Below are 14335 nucleotides of genomic sequence, written 5' to 3' on the forward strand. Positions count from 1 at the left end.
TGGTCACGAGTGCGTGACATCTCCCGTCCCACCACTCGGGCGCGACGGATCGTGCGGCCTGCACCACGTGGGAGCACCGTATCGGCACGCCCGCGCGGCGCGTCGGCGCCCCTCTGGCAGGATCGCCGCATGCAGCGCACCGTCACCATCCTCGTCGACGACCTCGACGGTACGGATGCCGTGGAGACCGTCCGCTTCTCCCTCGACGGCGAGAGCTTCGAGATCGACCTCAACGAGCGCAACGCGGCCGCGCTGCGAGCGGCCATCCGCCCGTGGACGGCCCGCGCGCACGCCGACGGACGTCCCGAGCGCAGCCGCACCGAGCTGCGGTCGTCCGGTGACTCGCGCGCCGCCGAGATCCGCGCGTGGGCGGCAGGGCAGGGCATCACGGTGCCCGCGCGAGGCCGTATCCCGGCATCCGTCGTCCGCGAGTTCGACGCCCGCTGAGCCCAGCCCGGTCGGGCGCGACGGTTCACCTCGACCGGATGCCGTGGCGCCGGGTGGAGGTATCCGGTGACCTCTGGTGGTCGGCGATCACCTCCAATGCGAGGAGCCGCCTCGCGGTGGAGGTATCCGGTGACCTCTGGTGGTCGCCGAACACCTCCACCGGCGGGTCGAGGTAGAAGCTCGCGGTGGGGCGCGTCGTATTACCTCGACCGGATGCCGGTGACGCCGGGTCGAGGTAAAAGCTCGCGGCCGAGCGCGTCGTCTCACCTCGACCGGATGCCGGCGCGCTGGGTGGAGGTATCCGGCGACCGTGGGTGGTCGCGGATCACCTCCAACCGCGGTCGAGGTGAAAAGTAGCGCTCGGGCGCGACGGTTCACCTCGACCGGATGCCGGTGACGCCGTGTCGACTTGGAAAGTCGCGGTCGGGCGCGAGGAGTCCCTCGACCCGGGCCCGGCGTAGGCTCCGGCGAGTGCTGACCGTCGCCTTCCCCGCCCGCGCCTTCGACACCAACTGCTACGTCGTCGCCACCGGGCCGGGCGAGGAGTGCCTCGTCGTCGACCCGGGCGTGGGCATCGAGGACACCCTGCGCGACGTCCTCGAGCAGCACCGACTCCGTCCGGCCGCCGTGCTGCTCACCCACGGCCACCTCGACCACGTCTACTCGGTGACGCCGGTGTGCGGCTCCGACACGGCCGCCTACATCCACGCCGACGACCGCTACCGGCTGACCGACCTGCTGGCCCAGACGAACCCGGGTCTCGTCGCGATGTTCGAGCAGCAGTTCGGCGCCCGCGCGACGTGGACCGACCCGACCGACGTTGTCGAGATCACCGACGGCACGCGCCTGAGCCTCGCCGGGCTCGACGTCGACGTCCTGCACGCGCCGGGGCACACCGAGGGCTCGGTGATGTTCGGCCTCGGCGGAATCCCCGACGGGGTGTCCGGCCAGGTCGACGTCGACCGCACGATGGTCAGCGGCGACGTGGTCTTCGCCGGCAGCATCGGTCGCACCGACCTGCCCGGCGGCAGCCACGAGGCCATGCAGCGCAGCCTGCGCGACGTCGTCCTCCCGCTGCCCGACACGACGCTCGTGCTGCCGGGCCACGGCCCCGCCACGACGATGGCCCACGAACGGCGGACCAACCCGTACCTGAAAGACTTGCCCGCGTGAGCACCCCGCAGCCCAAGGCCGCCAAGGTCATGCCGATCAGCGGCTTCCCCGAGTACCTCCCCGCCGAGCGCATCGTCGAGCAGCGCTTCCTCGACGTCATCCGCGAGACGTTCGAGCTGCACGGGTTCAGCTCGGTCGAGACCCGCTCGATCGAGCCGATCGAGCGGCTGAGCGCCCAGGGGGAGGACGCCGACAAGGAGATCTACGCCGTCAGCCGCCTCGCGGGCGGCGACGAGGACGCCCGCTGGGGCCTGCACTTCGACATGACGGTCCCCTTCGCGCGCTACGTCCTCGAGAACGCCGGCAAGCTCGCCTTCCCCTTCCGCCGGTACCAGATCCAGAAGGCGTGGCGCGGCGAGCGCCCGCAGGAGGGTCGATACCGCGAGTTCACCCAGGCCGACATCGACGTCGTCGACGTGGGGCGGCTCTCGCCGCACTTCGAGGCCGAGATGCCGCTCGTCATCGCCGACGTCTTCAGCCGCTTCCCCGTGGGCGAGTTCGTCATCCAGGTCAACGACCGCAAGATCCCCAACGGCTTCTACCAGGGCATCGGCATCACCGACGTCATCGGCACCCTGCGCATCGTCGACAAGCTCGACAAGATCGGCCCCGACAAGGTCAAGGCGCTGCTCGTCGAGGCCGGCACGACGCCCGAGCAGGCCGACCAGTGCCTCGCCCTCGCCCGCATCCGCTCGACCGATCTCGGCTTCGTCGAGCAGGTGCGGGCCCTCGGCGTCGAGCACCCCCTGCTCGACGAGGGGCTCGAGTCGCTCTCCAACGTCATCCGCACCGGCATGGCGCACGCGCCGGGACGGCTCGTCGCCGACCTGCGCATCGCGCGGGGCCTCGACTACTACACCGGCACCGTCTACGAGACGCAGTTCGTCGGCCACGAGTCGTGGGGCTCGTTCTGCTCCGGCGGCCGCTACGACGCGCTCGCCTCCGACGGCCGCACCACCTACCCGGGCGTCGGCATCTCCATCGGCGTGACCCGCATCCTCGGCCTGCTCGTCGGCCGCGGCCTCGTCACCGCGTCGCGCTCGACCCCTGCCGCCGTGCTCGTCGCGCTCGCCGACGAGGGCGCCCGCGAGTCGGCCGTCGCCGTCGCCACCTCCCTGCGTCGTCGCGGCGTCCCGTGCGAGGTCGCCCCCTCGGCGGCCCGCTTCGGCAAGCAGATCCGCTACGCCGAGCGACGCGGCATCCCGTTCGTGTGGTTCCCCGCGACGGATGCCGGTGGGCCGGGTGACGACGCCGCCGCGGCCCCGAAGGGGCACGAGGTCAAGGACATCCGCTCGGGCGAGCAGGTTGCGGCCGACCCGTCGACGTGGCTGCCGCCCACCGACGACCTGCGGCCGACGGTCACGCGCGTCGACTGACCGCCGGGTGGCGGCAGGGCCGCGGCTCAGCGGGCCCGGGGCTCGAGGGGTGGCGGCCACAGGCCGTTGCTGCGCAGCTCGAGCACGCCGAGGGCGTGCACGACGGCAGGGTCTCCCCGCCGCCACGCCCCGGCCGGGTCGTCGCTGATGCGGGCCAGCGCGGTCATCGGCTGGCGGGCGAGGGCTCGCAACGCGAAGAGGTCGAGGTCGGCGCTGGCGTCGATGAAGCGCTGGGCCGTCGTCGCGCGGCGCGCGAAGCGGTAGCGCACGAAGGCCCACACGAGCACGACGAGGGCGATGGGCACCGCGGCGATGACGATGCCGAGCACGAGTGCCACCGTGTGGACGGTGTCGGACATCGACGTGCCGGCCTCGCGCAGCGTCGTGCCCGAGCCGGCCGCCTGCTGCAGCCAGACGCGCAGCGAGTCGCCGACGAGCGGTAGCCGGCCGGCCTCGTCACCGGCCCCGGTGAGCGACCCCTCCACCGTCTGGCCCGCCGACCGCAGCGACCCGGCCGGCCCCTGCAGCAGCTGCACGGTGTCGAAGACCTGCCGCCCGAGCCACACCCACAGACCGACCCAGAGCAGCACGAGGGTGTCGCTGACGATCTGCCGCGTCCGGCGGGCGGGGGTGTCGGCGTACAGCTTCATGGCGAGCCTCTCGGTCGTGCGGGCGCGACCAACCTAGGCGACGGACCGCCAGGCGCCCCACGCGGCGACGGCCACGAGCAGGCCGAGGTAGAGCAGCACGAGGCGGGTGTCGCCGAGCAGGCACCGCGAGCGCAGCAGGCCGTGTCGGCGCGCCCTCCAGTAGCCGGCGAAGCCGAGGCCGGCGAAGCCGAGCACCGCCCAGGGGCCGGCCAGCCAGGCGATGAGCGCCACGGTGGCGAAGACGCACAGCCGCAGCGGGTCGTCGCGCCCGCCGTGCGTCGCGTCCGTGGCCTCGTCGGGCGCCCCGTCGGGCGCCCCGTCGGGCGCCCCGTCGGATGCCCCGCCGTGCGGGGGCGCGGGTCGGGCTGGAGTGGGAGTGAGGTCGACGGCGCGGCCGTGCGGCTGTGCACCCTCCGACCTGACCGACTCGCCCGCCGCGTCCTCCCCGCCGCCGGGGCGGGGGTCGTGCGGGCCCGGCCCGGTCACGAGTACCCCGTCGCGAGCAGCGCGATGAGGCCGACACAGGCCCCACCGAGCACGACGACGACGGCGGCGAGGGTGATGACGAACCCCACCGCGTAGGGCCGCAGCCGCTCGCTCGCGACGAGCAGCGACGCGACGACGAGGGCGACGAGCGGGGCGAGGACGAGCACCGTGACCCCCGAGCGCATCCGGCCGGCGACGGCCGCGGTGACGACGAGGAAGGCGATGGCGACGAGGCCGCCGACGAGCCTCCCGGGACGGCGCGGTGGTGGCCCGCCCGCAGAACCACCGGGCGGCCCCGAGGGAGGCCCGGACGGCGGCCCGGACGGCGGCCAGTAGGAGCCACCGGACCCGCCCGGCGGACCCCCGGCGGGAGGCTCCCCGGAGGGAGGTCCGGCCGGCGGCGTCCCACCCGCCGGCGGGAACAGGGGCGGAGGGACGCTCACGACGTCACGACCTCTGGCTCGGACGCAGACCCGACCCCGGTCCCGAAAGCCTCCGTCGCCGGCCCCGCCACCGGGGTCAGCGACAGAGTGCGCCGACCCGGGGCGGCGCTCACCGACAGCCGCTGCTCGGCGAGCCGGGGCCAGGCCTGCACGGCGCAGAACGGGGCGCACTGGTCGGCGGCGTCGGGGCCGCGCGTCCCGACGTGCACGCAGCACTGCGTGAGCCGCTCCTCGATCATCGTCGAGACGTCCATGAACGGCTTGACGGTGATGCGCACGACGCGCTCGGCGAGCAGCCGCCTCAGCCGGCGTCGCTGGCCCGGCAGGCGCGACCCGGCGAGGGTGGCGAGGGTGCCGACGCCGAGGTCGCACCCGTCGCAGATGCCCCGCCACAGGTCGCCCACCTGCGGATGCGACAGCGACGACTGCTCGCTCAGCAGCCCGAGCACGGACTCCTTGACGGCAGAGCGCAGCCCGGCCGGCAGCGACTGGTCGGTGACCCGGTTCGCCAGCAGGTCGGGGGCGAGGTCGAGCCACTCGAGCAGCCGGTCGTGCCCGACGGCGCGCGTCAGCGAGGTCCACGCCCCCGAGTCGTCGCGCAGCAGGTAGCCCACCGACGCGCAGTGCGGGTGCGAGCACGGCAGGGCGGTGAGGTCGCGCCACGTCACCACCCCACCGGTCTGCGGCCCCAGGCGGGCGAGCACCCCGGTGTGCGTGAGCCGTTCGAGCGGGTCGATGGCGCCGCTGCGGCCGCTGCCGAACTGCGGCTGCACCGACACGCCGCCGACGTAGGGCGTCTCGAGGGCGCGCAGCACGACGTGGCCGATCTCGTCGTCGTTGACCCCGAGGGCCGCCGTCATCGTCAGGGTCATGAAGACCTCGGCGGCCGCGAGCCGCTCGATGGCGAGGTCCTTGAACCGGCGCAGGTCGGCGCCGCGGTGGTGACGCGACGCCTCGGCGCTCGCGCCGTCGTACTGCAGGTACACCTCGACGCGCTCGCGGTGCCGGTGCAGCAGCGCGACGAGGGCGTCGTCGCGGGCGACGGTCAGCCCGTTCGTGTTGACCAGGATGCGCACGATCGGCCGCTCGACGAGGGCGTCGAGCAGCTCGGCCAGCTGCGGGTGCAGCGTCGGCTCGCCGCCCGAGAGCATGAGGACGTCGAGGCGCCCGTCCTCGCGGGCGAGACGCGCGTCGACGTTCGCGAGCACCTCCGCCACCGGCGCCACACCGCTCAGGGCCGGAGCCGAGTCGGCGAAGCACGTGGGGCAGCGCAGGTTGCAGTGCTCGGTGACGTCCTCGACGAGGATGCAGGTGTGCTGGGTCTGCATGGCCGGCAGGCCGTGGGCGTACGCCTCGGGCACGGGCAGGTAGTTGCCGACGCGGTCGGGCACGTGCGACTTCGTCGGGGCGGTCCACTGCTCGAGGTAGGTGAGGATCTCGGGCGACTCGTCGTAGAGCGTGCGCACGAGACCGTGCTCCCGGCATCCGCGTTCGAGCCACACGCGGCCGTCGCGCTCGGCCAGCCAGCCGCTGAGCCGCGGCACGTCGGCGAGGTCACGGTCGGGCTGCTCGTCGTGGCACCGCGGGCAGAACGCCACGACGTACCGGTGGATGCGGTCGCCGCGCAGCGGGCGGCCGGCTCCGGCGGCGGGGGAGTGGGGCGGGCTCACGTGGCCTCCTGCAGTCGGGCTGAGGGACGGGGTGCGGCGAGCACGACGACGGCGCGCCACACCGCGAGCGGTGCGAGCACCGCGAGGACGAGCTGGGGGCGGGTGAGGCCGGCCCACGCCACCTCGTTGCCGCGCACGAACTCGACGGCGAAGCGGAAGACGGCGTAGGCCGCGATGTAAAGGGTGAAGAGGCCGGCGGGCTCGGCCAGCCGGTCGCGCCAGCGCAGCAGCACCGCGAGCGCGACGAGGTGGAAGACGATCTCGTAGACGAACGACGGGTGCAGCGCCACCCCGGCGGGGGCGCCCACCCGCGCCGCGGCATCCGGCGCGAGCACGATGCCCCACCCGGCCCCCGTCGGCGTGCCCGGGCTCTCGGTGAGCAGGCACCCGACCCGGCCGACGGCGAGGCCCGCGGCGACGGCGGGCGCGAAGAGCGCCCCGGTACGGGCGCGGTTGCCGGTGAGGCGCTTGCCGAGCAGCACGCCGAGGTAGGCGCCGACGAGGCCGCCGATGACGCTGCGGTTGCCGAGGACGAACTGCTCGACGAGGCCGGCGTTCTCACGCAGGTCGAGGTGCTGCAGCCACGTCCCGGCGTACATGAAGACGGCACCCCAGGCCAGGCCCACGGCCACGACCGCCCACAGGCGCGGGTCGTGCTCACGGCGACGGCGCATCTCGGCGTGCAGCACGGCGAAGGCGACGAGCAGACCCAGCGCGACGAAGGCCTCGTGGGTGCCGACGACGAGGCCGCCGAGCTCGAGCAGCACCGGATGCATGGCGCCACTGTGGCACGCGGTGGGCACGGCCGGCGTGAGTACGCCCACCCGGTCGGGCCCGTTTTCCGGCAGGGCCCGCCGCGTCGCTAGATTGTCTCCCGCCGGTCGACGTGGACCGGTCACCACCCTCGGGCCCACGAGGTCTCGGGGAGCTTCCCGAACCAAGGACGGACACAGCATGAAGGTCGGCATCCCCCGCGAGGTCAAGAACCACGAGTACCGGGTGGCGCTCACCCCCATCGGTGCCCACGAGCTCACGCAGCACGGCCACGAGGTCCTCGTCGAGAAGGATGCCGGCGTCGGCTCGCAGATCTCGGACGACGACTTCGTCGCCGCGGGGGCCCGCATCATCGACTCCGCGGACGAGGTGTGGGGCGAGGCCGACATGGTGCTCAAGGTCAAGGAGCCGGTGGCCGAGGAGTACCACCGCATGCGCGAGGACCTCACCCTCTTCACCTACCTGCACCTCGCCGCCGACAAGCCGCTCACCGAGGAGCTGGCGACGCGCAAGGTCACCGGCATCGCCTACGAGACGGTGCAGCTGCCCTCGGGCGCGCTGCCGCTGCTCTACCCGATGTCCGAGGTCGCCGGCTGCCTCGCGCCCCAGGTCGGGGCCCACTCGCTCATGCGCGCCCAGGGCGGGCGTGGCGTGCTCATGGGCGGCGTCGGCGGGGTCGCCAACGCCAAGGTCGTCATCATCGGTGCGGGCGTCTCGGGGCAGAACGCGGCCAACATCGCCCTCGGCATGGGCGCCGACGTCACCCTGCTCGACACCGACCTCGACAAGCTGCGCATGTCGTTCTGGCGCTACGACAACCGGGTGCACGGTCTCGCGTCGTCGAAGCTGGCCATCCAGCAGCAGGTCATGGAGGCCGACATGGTCATCGGGGCCGTGCTCATCCCCGGCGCCGCGGCGCCGAAGCTCGTGACGAACGACCTCGTGGCGCAGATGAAGCCGGGCTCGGTGCTCGTCGACATCGCCATCGACCAGGGCGGCTGCTTCGAGGACTCGCACGCGACGACCCACGCCGACCCGACCTACCAGGTGCACCAGTCGGTGTTCTACTGCGTGGCCAACATGCCCGGCGCCGTGCCGAACACCTCGACCTACGCCCTGACCAACGCGACGCTGCCCTACGCGGTCAAGCTGGCCAACCAGGGCTGGCGCGACGCGCTGCGCGGCGACGCCGCCCTCGGCCTGGGCCTCAACACGCACGCCGGGCACGTCACCTACGGCCCCGTCGCCGAGGCGCACGGCATGTCGTCGGTCAGCCTGGAGGAGGCGCTCTCCTGACGGAGGTGCCCGCCCCGGGTGCCGGCCCCCGCCAGGGAGCCGGCACCCGGGAGACCTCCGGCCCGACTCCGGACGAGCCGGACGGGTCGGATGCCGGTCGGCCGGCGACCTTGCTGGAGCGCGCGGTCCGCGGCTGGCTGGCCCACGTCCGCGTCGAGAAGGGGGCGTCGGCCAACACCCTGTCGGCCTACGCCCGGGACCTGCGCCGGTACGTCGAGCACCTCGACGGTCGCGGCGTGAGCGACCCGCGGCAGGTGCGTGAGGTCGACGTCTCCGACTTCCTCGCCTCGCTGTACGACCGCGGCCTCGCCTCCTCGTCGGTGGCGCGCACGCTCGTCGCCGTCCGGGGCTTCCACCGCTTCCTCGCCCTCGAGGGCGAGACGCCGACCGACCCGGCCGCGGCGGTGCCCCCGCCCCGGCCACCGGCCCGGCTGCCCAAGGCGATCCCGGTCGAGTCGGTCGAGCGGCTGCTCGAGGCGTCGTCGGTGGGCGACACCGCCGAGTCGCTGCGTGACCGGGCCCTGCTCGAGCTGCTCTACGGCGTCGGGGCGCGCATCGGCGAGGCCGTCGCGCTCGACGTCGACGACCTCGACCTGCGACCGCGCGGCGGCGTGGTCCGCCTGCTCGGCAAGGGCTCGAAGGAGCGGGTCGTGCCCGTCGGCCGGTACGCCGTCGAGGCCGTCGACGCCTACCTCGTGCGGGGGCGCCCCGCCCTCGTGCGCGACGGCCGCGGCGGGCCGGGGCTCTTCCTCGGCACCCGGGGCCAGCGCCTCTCGCGGCAGTCGGCCTGGCTCGTGCTGCAGCGGACGGCCGAGCGGGCGGGCCTGCGCGAGCACGTGTCACCGCACACCCTGCGCCACTCCTTCGCGACGCACCTGCTCGACGGCGGGGCCGACGTGCGCGTCGTGCAGGAGCTGCTCGGCCACGCGTCGGTGACGACGACGCAGGTCTACACGATGGTGTCGGTGCAGCGGCTGCGCGAGGTGTACGCGGGAGCCCACCCCCGGGCCCGCTGATAGGGTCGCTCGTGATCGGCGAGAGGCCGACCGCGGCGTGCCGGTGACGGGGCGAGGAATGGACCATCCGGTGAACGAGGAGTCACGCGAGACGATGCAGAGCGACCACCTGGACGACTCGGCTCCCGCGACCGCACCGCACCACGAGACCCCGCCGCAGCCGGTCGAGCAGGAGCACCGAACCGCCGACCGCGTCGAGCAGGGCCGACAGGGCGAGCTCGTCGAGCACAGCGCGACGCTGCCCGGCACCGAGCGCGCCGGCGTCGGGGCCAACGGCCCCACCGGGCGACCGCTTCCCGACTTCCCGGTGCCGGCCCCCCTCACCAGCCACGGCCCCGCCCGCATCATCGCCATGTGCAACCAGAAGGGCGGCGTCGGCAAGACGACGACGACGATCAACCTCGGGGCGGCGCTGGCCGAGCTCGGCCGCAAGGTGCTCGTCATCGACTTCGACCCGCAGGGCGCGCTCTCGGTGGGCCTGGGCGTCAACGCGCAGGGCCTCGACGTCACGATCTACAACCTCCTCGTCGAGCGCGGTCACGACATCCGCGACGTCATCGAGCACACCCGCACGCCCGACCTCGACGTGGTGCCGGCCAACATCGACCTGTCGGCCGCCGAGGTGCAGCTCGTCGGCGAGGTGGCCCGCGAGCAGATCCTCGCCCGCGTGCTGCGCCCGGTCGTCGACGACTACGACGTCATCCTCATCGACTGCCAGCCCTCGCTCGGGCTGCTCACCGTCAACGCGCTGACCGCGGCCCACGGCGTCGTCATCCCGCTCGAGTGCGAGTTCTTCGCCATGCGAGGCGTCGCCCTGCTCATCGACACGATCGAGAAGATCACCGACCGGCTCAACCCCCGGCTGCACGTCGACGGCATCCTCGCCACGATGTACGACGGTCGCACGCTGCACAGCCGCGAGGTCGTGCGCTCGGTCGTCGACCACTTCGGCGACCAGGTGTTCCACACCGTCATCAGCCGCACGGTGAAGTTCCCCGACGCCACGCTCGCCGCCGAGCCCATCACGTCGTACTCCTCCGAGCACTCCGGGGCGAGCGCCTACCGGCAGCTGGCGCGCGAGCTCATCGCGCGCGGTGGCGCGGCCTGAGGGCCATGACCGTCCCGTCCGTCACCGGCGCCACCGCGACCGCCCCCGCGGTGGGTCCGACCACGCCGCAGGCAGATCCGGCGGAGCAGCCCGAGGGCGACTTCCCCGTCGGGCGAGCCACGAGCGGGGCGGCTGCCGTCCCCGGCGGGGTCATCACGCGCCGCGGCGGCACCCCGTTCGAGGTGCACCTCGAGAACTTCAGCGGACCCTTCGACCTGCTGCTCGGGCTCATCAGCAAGCACAAGCTCGACATCACCGAGATCGCCCTCGCCCAGGTGACCGACGAGTTCATCGCGCACATCCGCGCGGCCCGCGAGGCGGGTGGCGAGTGGGACCTCGGGCAGGCGTCGGAGTTCCTCCTCGTCGCCGCCACGCTGCTCGACCTCAAGGCGGCGCGGCTGCTGCCGAACTCGAGCCCGCAGGACGACGAGGACCTCGCCCTCATCGAGGCCCGCGACCTGCTCTTCGCCCGACTGCTGCAGTACCGGGCCTACAAGCAGATCGCCGACACCTTCCGCGACCGCATGGCCGGCGCCGGCCGGCTCACGCCGCGACAGGCCGGGCTCGAGCCGGAGTTCGCGACCCTGCTGCCCGAGCTCGTCATCGCCGTCACGCCCGAGCAGTTCGCCCGCATCGCGGCCCGGGCCATGACCCCGAAGATCCCCCCGACCGTCGGCCTCGAGCACCTGCACGCACCGCAGGTCAGCGTGCGCGAGCAGGCCACCCTCATCGTCGACCGGCTCCGCCGCCGTGGCCAGAGCTCCTTCCGGGCGCTCGTCGAGGATGCCGACAGCACCCTCGTGATCGTCGCGCGCTTCCTCGCGCTGCTCGAGCTCTTCAAGGAGGCCGCCGTCGCGTTCGAGCAGGCCGAGGCCCTCGGTGAGCTCGAGGTGCGCTGGACCGGCTCGACCGAGGGGGACGTGTCCATCGACGACGAGTTCGACGAGTTCGACGAGACGGACGAGGCCGACGACCCCAGCGCCGACGACACGGACGGGACCGACGACACCGACGGCGGCGCCGACGACGACACGACGGGCGGGACGGCGTCGGACGCCGCCGCCCCGGCCCAGGCAGGAGTACGCGATGAGTGACCTCGACGAGCAGGTCGGCGCCGACCCGGAGGTGAGCGGCGACGCCGACGAGGCGGCCCTCGACGTCAGGACGCTGCCCGGGGGTCTGCCCGCCGCGCTCGAGGCCGTCCTCATGGTCGTCGACGAGCCGGTCACCGAGGTCGCCCTCGCGACGGCCCTCGAGCAGCCGGTCGACACCGTGCGCGAGCACCTCGTGGCCCTCGAGGCCGACTACACGGCATCCGAGCGTGGTTTCACCCTGCGCCAGATCGCGGGCGGGTGGCGGTTCTACAGCCGCGCCGAGCTCGCACCGGTCGTCGAGAAGTTCGTGCTCGACGGCCAGCAGGCCAAGCTGACCCAGGCGTCGCTCGAGACGCTCGCCGTCATCGCGTACCGTCAGCCCGTCTCACGATCGCGCGTCAGCGCCGTGCGGGGCGTCAACGTCGACGGGGTCGTGCGCACCCTCGTCTCGCGGGGGCTCGTCGAGGAGGTCCCCGACCCCGGCGACGGCGGTGCGGCGCTGTACGCGACGACCCCGTACTTCCTCCAGCGCATGGGTCTCGACTCGCTCGACGACCTGCCCGCCCTCGCCCCCTATCTGCCCGACGCCGACGTCATCGACGAGCTCGTCGAGGAAGGACACTCATGACCGAGCACTCGAGGTCACCCCGCCAGCCCCGCAAGCCCGGCGGCCGTGCCGGGGGCCCCCCCGGGAGCAAGTCGGGCGGCAAGCCGGGAGGCAAGGGCGCCGGCCGCCCCGTCGCCGGCAAGAACGCGAAGGCCGCCGGCCGGGGGAGCGGTGCCAAGAACGGGCCCCGCTTCGCCGGGACGACCCGCCCCAGCCAGCCCACGAAGCTGCCCGAGCGCCGCGCCACCCCGGAGGTCGACGTCCACGACCCCGACGGCGTGCGCCTGCAGAAGCTGCTCGCCGCGGCCGGTGTCGGGTCGCGACGGGTGTGCGAGAACCTCATCGCCGCGGGCCGCGTGCAGGTCGACGGCCAGGTCGTCACCGAGCTCGGGGTACGCATCGACGCGCGCGCCCAGACCGTCCACGTCGACGGGGTGCGCATCAACCTCGACGAGGACCGCGTCTACCTCGCCTTCAACAAGCCCAAGGGCGTCGTCACGACGATGCACGACGAGCTCGGCCGCATCTCGCTCGAGGACTACGTCGGCAACCGCGAGGAGCGCCTGTTCCACGTCGGCCGGCTCGACGCCGACACCGAGGGCCTGCTGCTGCTGACGAACGACGGTGACCTCGCCCATCGCCTGCAGCACCCGTCGTACGGCGTGCTCAAGACGTACGTGGCAACGATCCGCGGCCCGGTCGCGGGCGACGTCGGGCGCCGCCTGCGCGAGGGCGTCGAGCTCGACGACGGCCCCGTCAAGGTCGACTCGTTCCGCATCGTCGACCACCAGCCCGGCAAGGCGATGGTCGAGGTCGTGCTGCACGAGGGCCGCAAGCACGTCGTGCGCCGCATGCTCGACGCCGTCGGGCACCCGGTCGTCGAGCTCGTGCGCACCGAGGTCGGTCCGATCCGCCTCGCCGACCTCAAGGTCGGTCGCCTGCGCCGGCTCAACAAGGCGGAGGTCGGGGCGCTCTACAAGGCTGCGGGGCTGTGACCCGGGTCCACGTCATCGGCACGGGCCTCGTCGGCACCAGCCTCGGCATCGCCCTCACCGCCGCCGGCCACGCGGTGACGCTGCAGGACCCGTCACCGACGGCCGAGCGGCTGGCCCGTGACCTGCGGGCCGGCTCACTGGCCTCGACGCAGGAGCCGGCGCCCGACGTCGTCGTCGTCGCCGCACCGCCCGACGTCGTCGCCGACGCCGTGCTCGAGGCGCTGGGCCGGTGGCCCGCCGCGGTCGTCACCGACGTCGCCTCCGTCAAGGAGTCGGTGCTGCGCGCCGTGCGGGCGGGCGCGAGCGCCCCGCAGCTCGAGCGCTACGTCGGCTCGCACCCCATGGCGGGCCGCGAGCGTTCCGGGGCGGCCGCCGCCCGGGGCGACCTCTTCGACGGCCGCGCGTGGGTCGTCGTCCCCCACGAGACGAGCACGGATGCCGCCGTCCGCGCGGTCACCGAGCTGGCCCGCACCGTCGGCGCCGCCGTGCGCGTCATGCCGGCGCACGAGCACGACGAGGCCGTCGCCGCCGTGTCGCACGTGCCGCAGCTGGCCGCCAGCGTCGTGGCCGCGGCCCTGCGCGAGCTGCCCGAGGAGGCGGTCGGGCTCGCCGGGCAGGGGCTGCGCGACGTCACCCGCATCGCTGCCAGCGACCCCCGACTGTGGACCCAGATCCTCGCCGGCAACGCCGCCGCCGTCGCCGACGTGCTGCGGCACGTGCGGGGCGAGCTCGACGACGTGCTGGGCGCCCTCGACGCCCTCACTCGCACCGAGGAGGCGCCCGGCTCGCTCGGCGTGCTGAGCCGGGTGCTCGAGTCGGGCAACCTCGGTCACGCGCGCATCCCCGGCAAGCACGGCGCGGCGCCGACCGCGTACGAGGTCGTCTCGGTCGTCGTCCCCGACGAGCCCGGTGCCCTCGCCCGCCTGCTCGGCGACGTCGGCGCGGCGGGCGTCAACCTCGAGGACCTCCACCTCGAGCACGGCATCGGCCAGGCCGTCGGCGTGGCCGAGATCGCCGTCGTCCCCGCCTCGGTCGAGCCGCTGCGTGCGGCCCTGTCCGGGCTGGGCTGGCGCCTTCACGACTGAGGATGCCGGTCGGCCGGGTTCCTTGGGAGCGACGGGGAAGCGACGGGGGCACGCCGCCCGACGGGCGTCGCGCAGCCGGTCGGGCCCGGGATCGCGGGCGACTAGGCTGCTGGCC

15 protein-coding genes are annotated in these 14335 nt (G+C 74.0%); 10 read left to right on the plus strand and 5 right to left on the minus strand.

What is annotated here, in order from left to right:
- The first annotated feature begins 129 nt into the window (after positions 1-129).
- The 3 genes from DFJ68_RS06870 to hisS all read left to right on the plus strand — a co-directional run bounded on the left by DFJ68_RS06870 (position 130) and on the right by hisS (position 2996).
- On the plus strand, positions 130-447 hold the full coding sequence (locus DFJ68_RS06870) for a histone-like nucleoid-structuring protein Lsr2 (protein WP_121032108.1): 318 nt from the start codon (positions 130-132) through the stop codon (positions 445-447).
- 471 nt (positions 448-918) lie between these two features.
- Complete coding sequence (locus DFJ68_RS06875) at positions 919-1620, plus strand: MBL fold metallo-hydrolase (protein WP_121032109.1); 702 nt, start codon at positions 919-921, stop codon at positions 1618-1620.
- Positions 1617-2996 carry a histidine--tRNA ligase gene (gene hisS / locus DFJ68_RS06880; RefSeq protein WP_121032110.1) on the plus strand — a complete coding sequence of 460 codons (1380 nt, stop codon included), beginning with the start codon at positions 1617-1619 and terminating at the stop codon, positions 2994-2996. The genes DFJ68_RS06875 and hisS overlap by 4 nt, the downstream gene beginning before the upstream one ends.
- A gap of 26 nt (positions 2997-3022) precedes the next feature.
- Here hisS and DFJ68_RS06885 read toward each other — a convergent pair whose 3' ends face one another.
- From DFJ68_RS06885 to DFJ68_RS06910, 5 genes are read right to left on the minus strand one after another with little or no spacing between them, the layout of a single operon-like run.
- Positions 3023-3646: a hypothetical protein gene (locus DFJ68_RS06885; protein ID WP_121032111.1), complete on the minus strand. Its 624-nt coding sequence runs from the start codon at positions 3644-3646 to the stop codon at positions 3023-3025.
- A gap of 33 nt (positions 3647-3679) precedes the next feature.
- Complete coding sequence (locus DFJ68_RS18450; protein ID WP_211333286.1) at positions 3680-4132, minus strand: hypothetical protein; 453 nt, start codon at positions 4130-4132, stop codon at positions 3680-3682.
- Positions 4129-4575 (minus strand): hypothetical protein, encoded by a 447-nt coding sequence (locus tag DFJ68_RS18095; RefSeq protein WP_147431525.1) that lies wholly within the window; start codon positions 4573-4575, stop codon positions 4129-4131. Before DFJ68_RS18095 ends, DFJ68_RS18450 begins: the two co-directional genes overlap by 4 nt.
- Positions 4572-6245 carry a radical SAM protein gene (locus tag DFJ68_RS06905; protein ID WP_211333287.1) on the minus strand — a complete coding sequence of 558 codons (1674 nt, stop codon included), beginning with the start codon at positions 6243-6245 and terminating at the stop codon, positions 4572-4574. Before DFJ68_RS06905 ends, DFJ68_RS18095 begins: the two co-directional genes overlap by 4 nt.
- Positions 6242-7021: a prolipoprotein diacylglyceryl transferase gene (locus tag DFJ68_RS06910; protein WP_121035172.1), complete on the minus strand. Its 780-nt coding sequence runs from the start codon at positions 7019-7021 to the stop codon at positions 6242-6244. Before DFJ68_RS06910 ends, DFJ68_RS06905 begins: the two co-directional genes overlap by 4 nt.
- Before the next feature lie 178 nt (positions 7022-7199).
- Between DFJ68_RS06910 and ald the strand changes: the two genes are divergently transcribed.
- From ald to DFJ68_RS06945, 7 genes are all read left to right on the plus strand, one after another.
- Positions 7200-8315 (plus strand): alanine dehydrogenase, encoded by a 1116-nt coding sequence (gene ald, locus DFJ68_RS06915; RefSeq protein WP_121032113.1) that lies wholly within the window; start codon positions 7200-7202, stop codon positions 8313-8315.
- A 110-nt stretch (positions 8316-8425) separates the two neighbouring features.
- Entirely contained in the window at positions 8426-9331 is a 906-nt protein-coding gene (xerD, locus tag DFJ68_RS06920) for a site-specific tyrosine recombinase XerD (RefSeq protein WP_121035173.1), read from the plus strand.
- A 58-nt stretch (positions 9332-9389) separates the two neighbouring features.
- A complete protein-coding gene (locus DFJ68_RS06925; RefSeq protein WP_245963517.1) occupies positions 9390-10439 on the plus strand; it encodes a ParA family protein in 1050 nt (349 codons plus the stop codon).
- Between the two features lie 5 nt (positions 10440-10444).
- Complete coding sequence (locus DFJ68_RS06930; RefSeq protein WP_121032115.1) at positions 10445-11533, plus strand: segregation and condensation protein A; 1089 nt, start codon at positions 10445-10447, stop codon at positions 11531-11533.
- A complete protein-coding gene (gene scpB, locus DFJ68_RS06935) occupies positions 11526-12161 on the plus strand; it encodes an SMC-Scp complex subunit ScpB (RefSeq protein ID WP_121032116.1) in 636 nt (211 codons plus the stop codon). The genes DFJ68_RS06930 and scpB overlap by 8 nt, the downstream gene beginning before the upstream one ends.
- Positions 12158-13135: a pseudouridine synthase gene (locus DFJ68_RS06940; RefSeq protein ID WP_121032117.1), complete on the plus strand. Its 978-nt coding sequence runs from the start codon at positions 12158-12160 to the stop codon at positions 13133-13135. The genes scpB and DFJ68_RS06940 overlap by 4 nt, the downstream gene beginning before the upstream one ends.
- Positions 13132-14220 (plus strand): prephenate dehydrogenase, encoded by a 1089-nt coding sequence (locus DFJ68_RS06945; protein WP_121032118.1) that lies wholly within the window; start codon positions 13132-13134, stop codon positions 14218-14220. The genes DFJ68_RS06940 and DFJ68_RS06945 overlap by 4 nt, the downstream gene beginning before the upstream one ends.
- Positions 14221-14335 lie beyond the last annotated feature (115 nt).

It is taken from the genome of Terracoccus luteus (genome assembly GCF_003635045.1).
In the GTDB taxonomy this organism is placed as follows: domain Bacteria; phylum Actinomycetota; class Actinomycetes; order Actinomycetales; family Dermatophilaceae; genus Terracoccus; species Terracoccus luteus.

Coding starts and splice junctions, on each gene's coding strand:
- DFJ68_RS06870 (WP_121032108.1), top strand. CDS start 130: ATGCAGCGCACCGTCACCATCCTCGTCGACGACCTCGACGGTACGGAT.
- DFJ68_RS06885 (WP_121032111.1), bottom strand. CDS start 3,646: ATGAAGCTGTACGCCGACACCCCCGCCCGCCGGACGCGGCAGATCGTC.
- DFJ68_RS06910 (WP_121035172.1), bottom strand. CDS start 7,021: ATGCATCCGGTGCTGCTCGAGCTCGGCGGCCTCGTCGTCGGCACCCAC.
- ald (WP_121032113.1), top strand. CDS start 7,200: ATGAAGGTCGGCATCCCCCGCGAGGTCAAGAACCACGAGTACCGGGTG.
- DFJ68_RS06925 (WP_245963517.1), top strand. CDS start 9,390: ATGGACCATCCGGTGAACGAGGAGTCACGCGAGACGATGCAGAGCGAC.
- DFJ68_RS06930 (WP_121032115.1), top strand. CDS start 10,445: ATGACCGTCCCGTCCGTCACCGGCGCCACCGCGACCGCCCCCGCGGTG.
- scpB (WP_121032116.1), top strand. CDS start 11,526: ATGAGTGACCTCGACGAGCAGGTCGGCGCCGACCCGGAGGTGAGCGGC.
- DFJ68_RS06940 (WP_121032117.1), top strand. CDS start 12,158: ATGACCGAGCACTCGAGGTCACCCCGCCAGCCCCGCAAGCCCGGCGGC.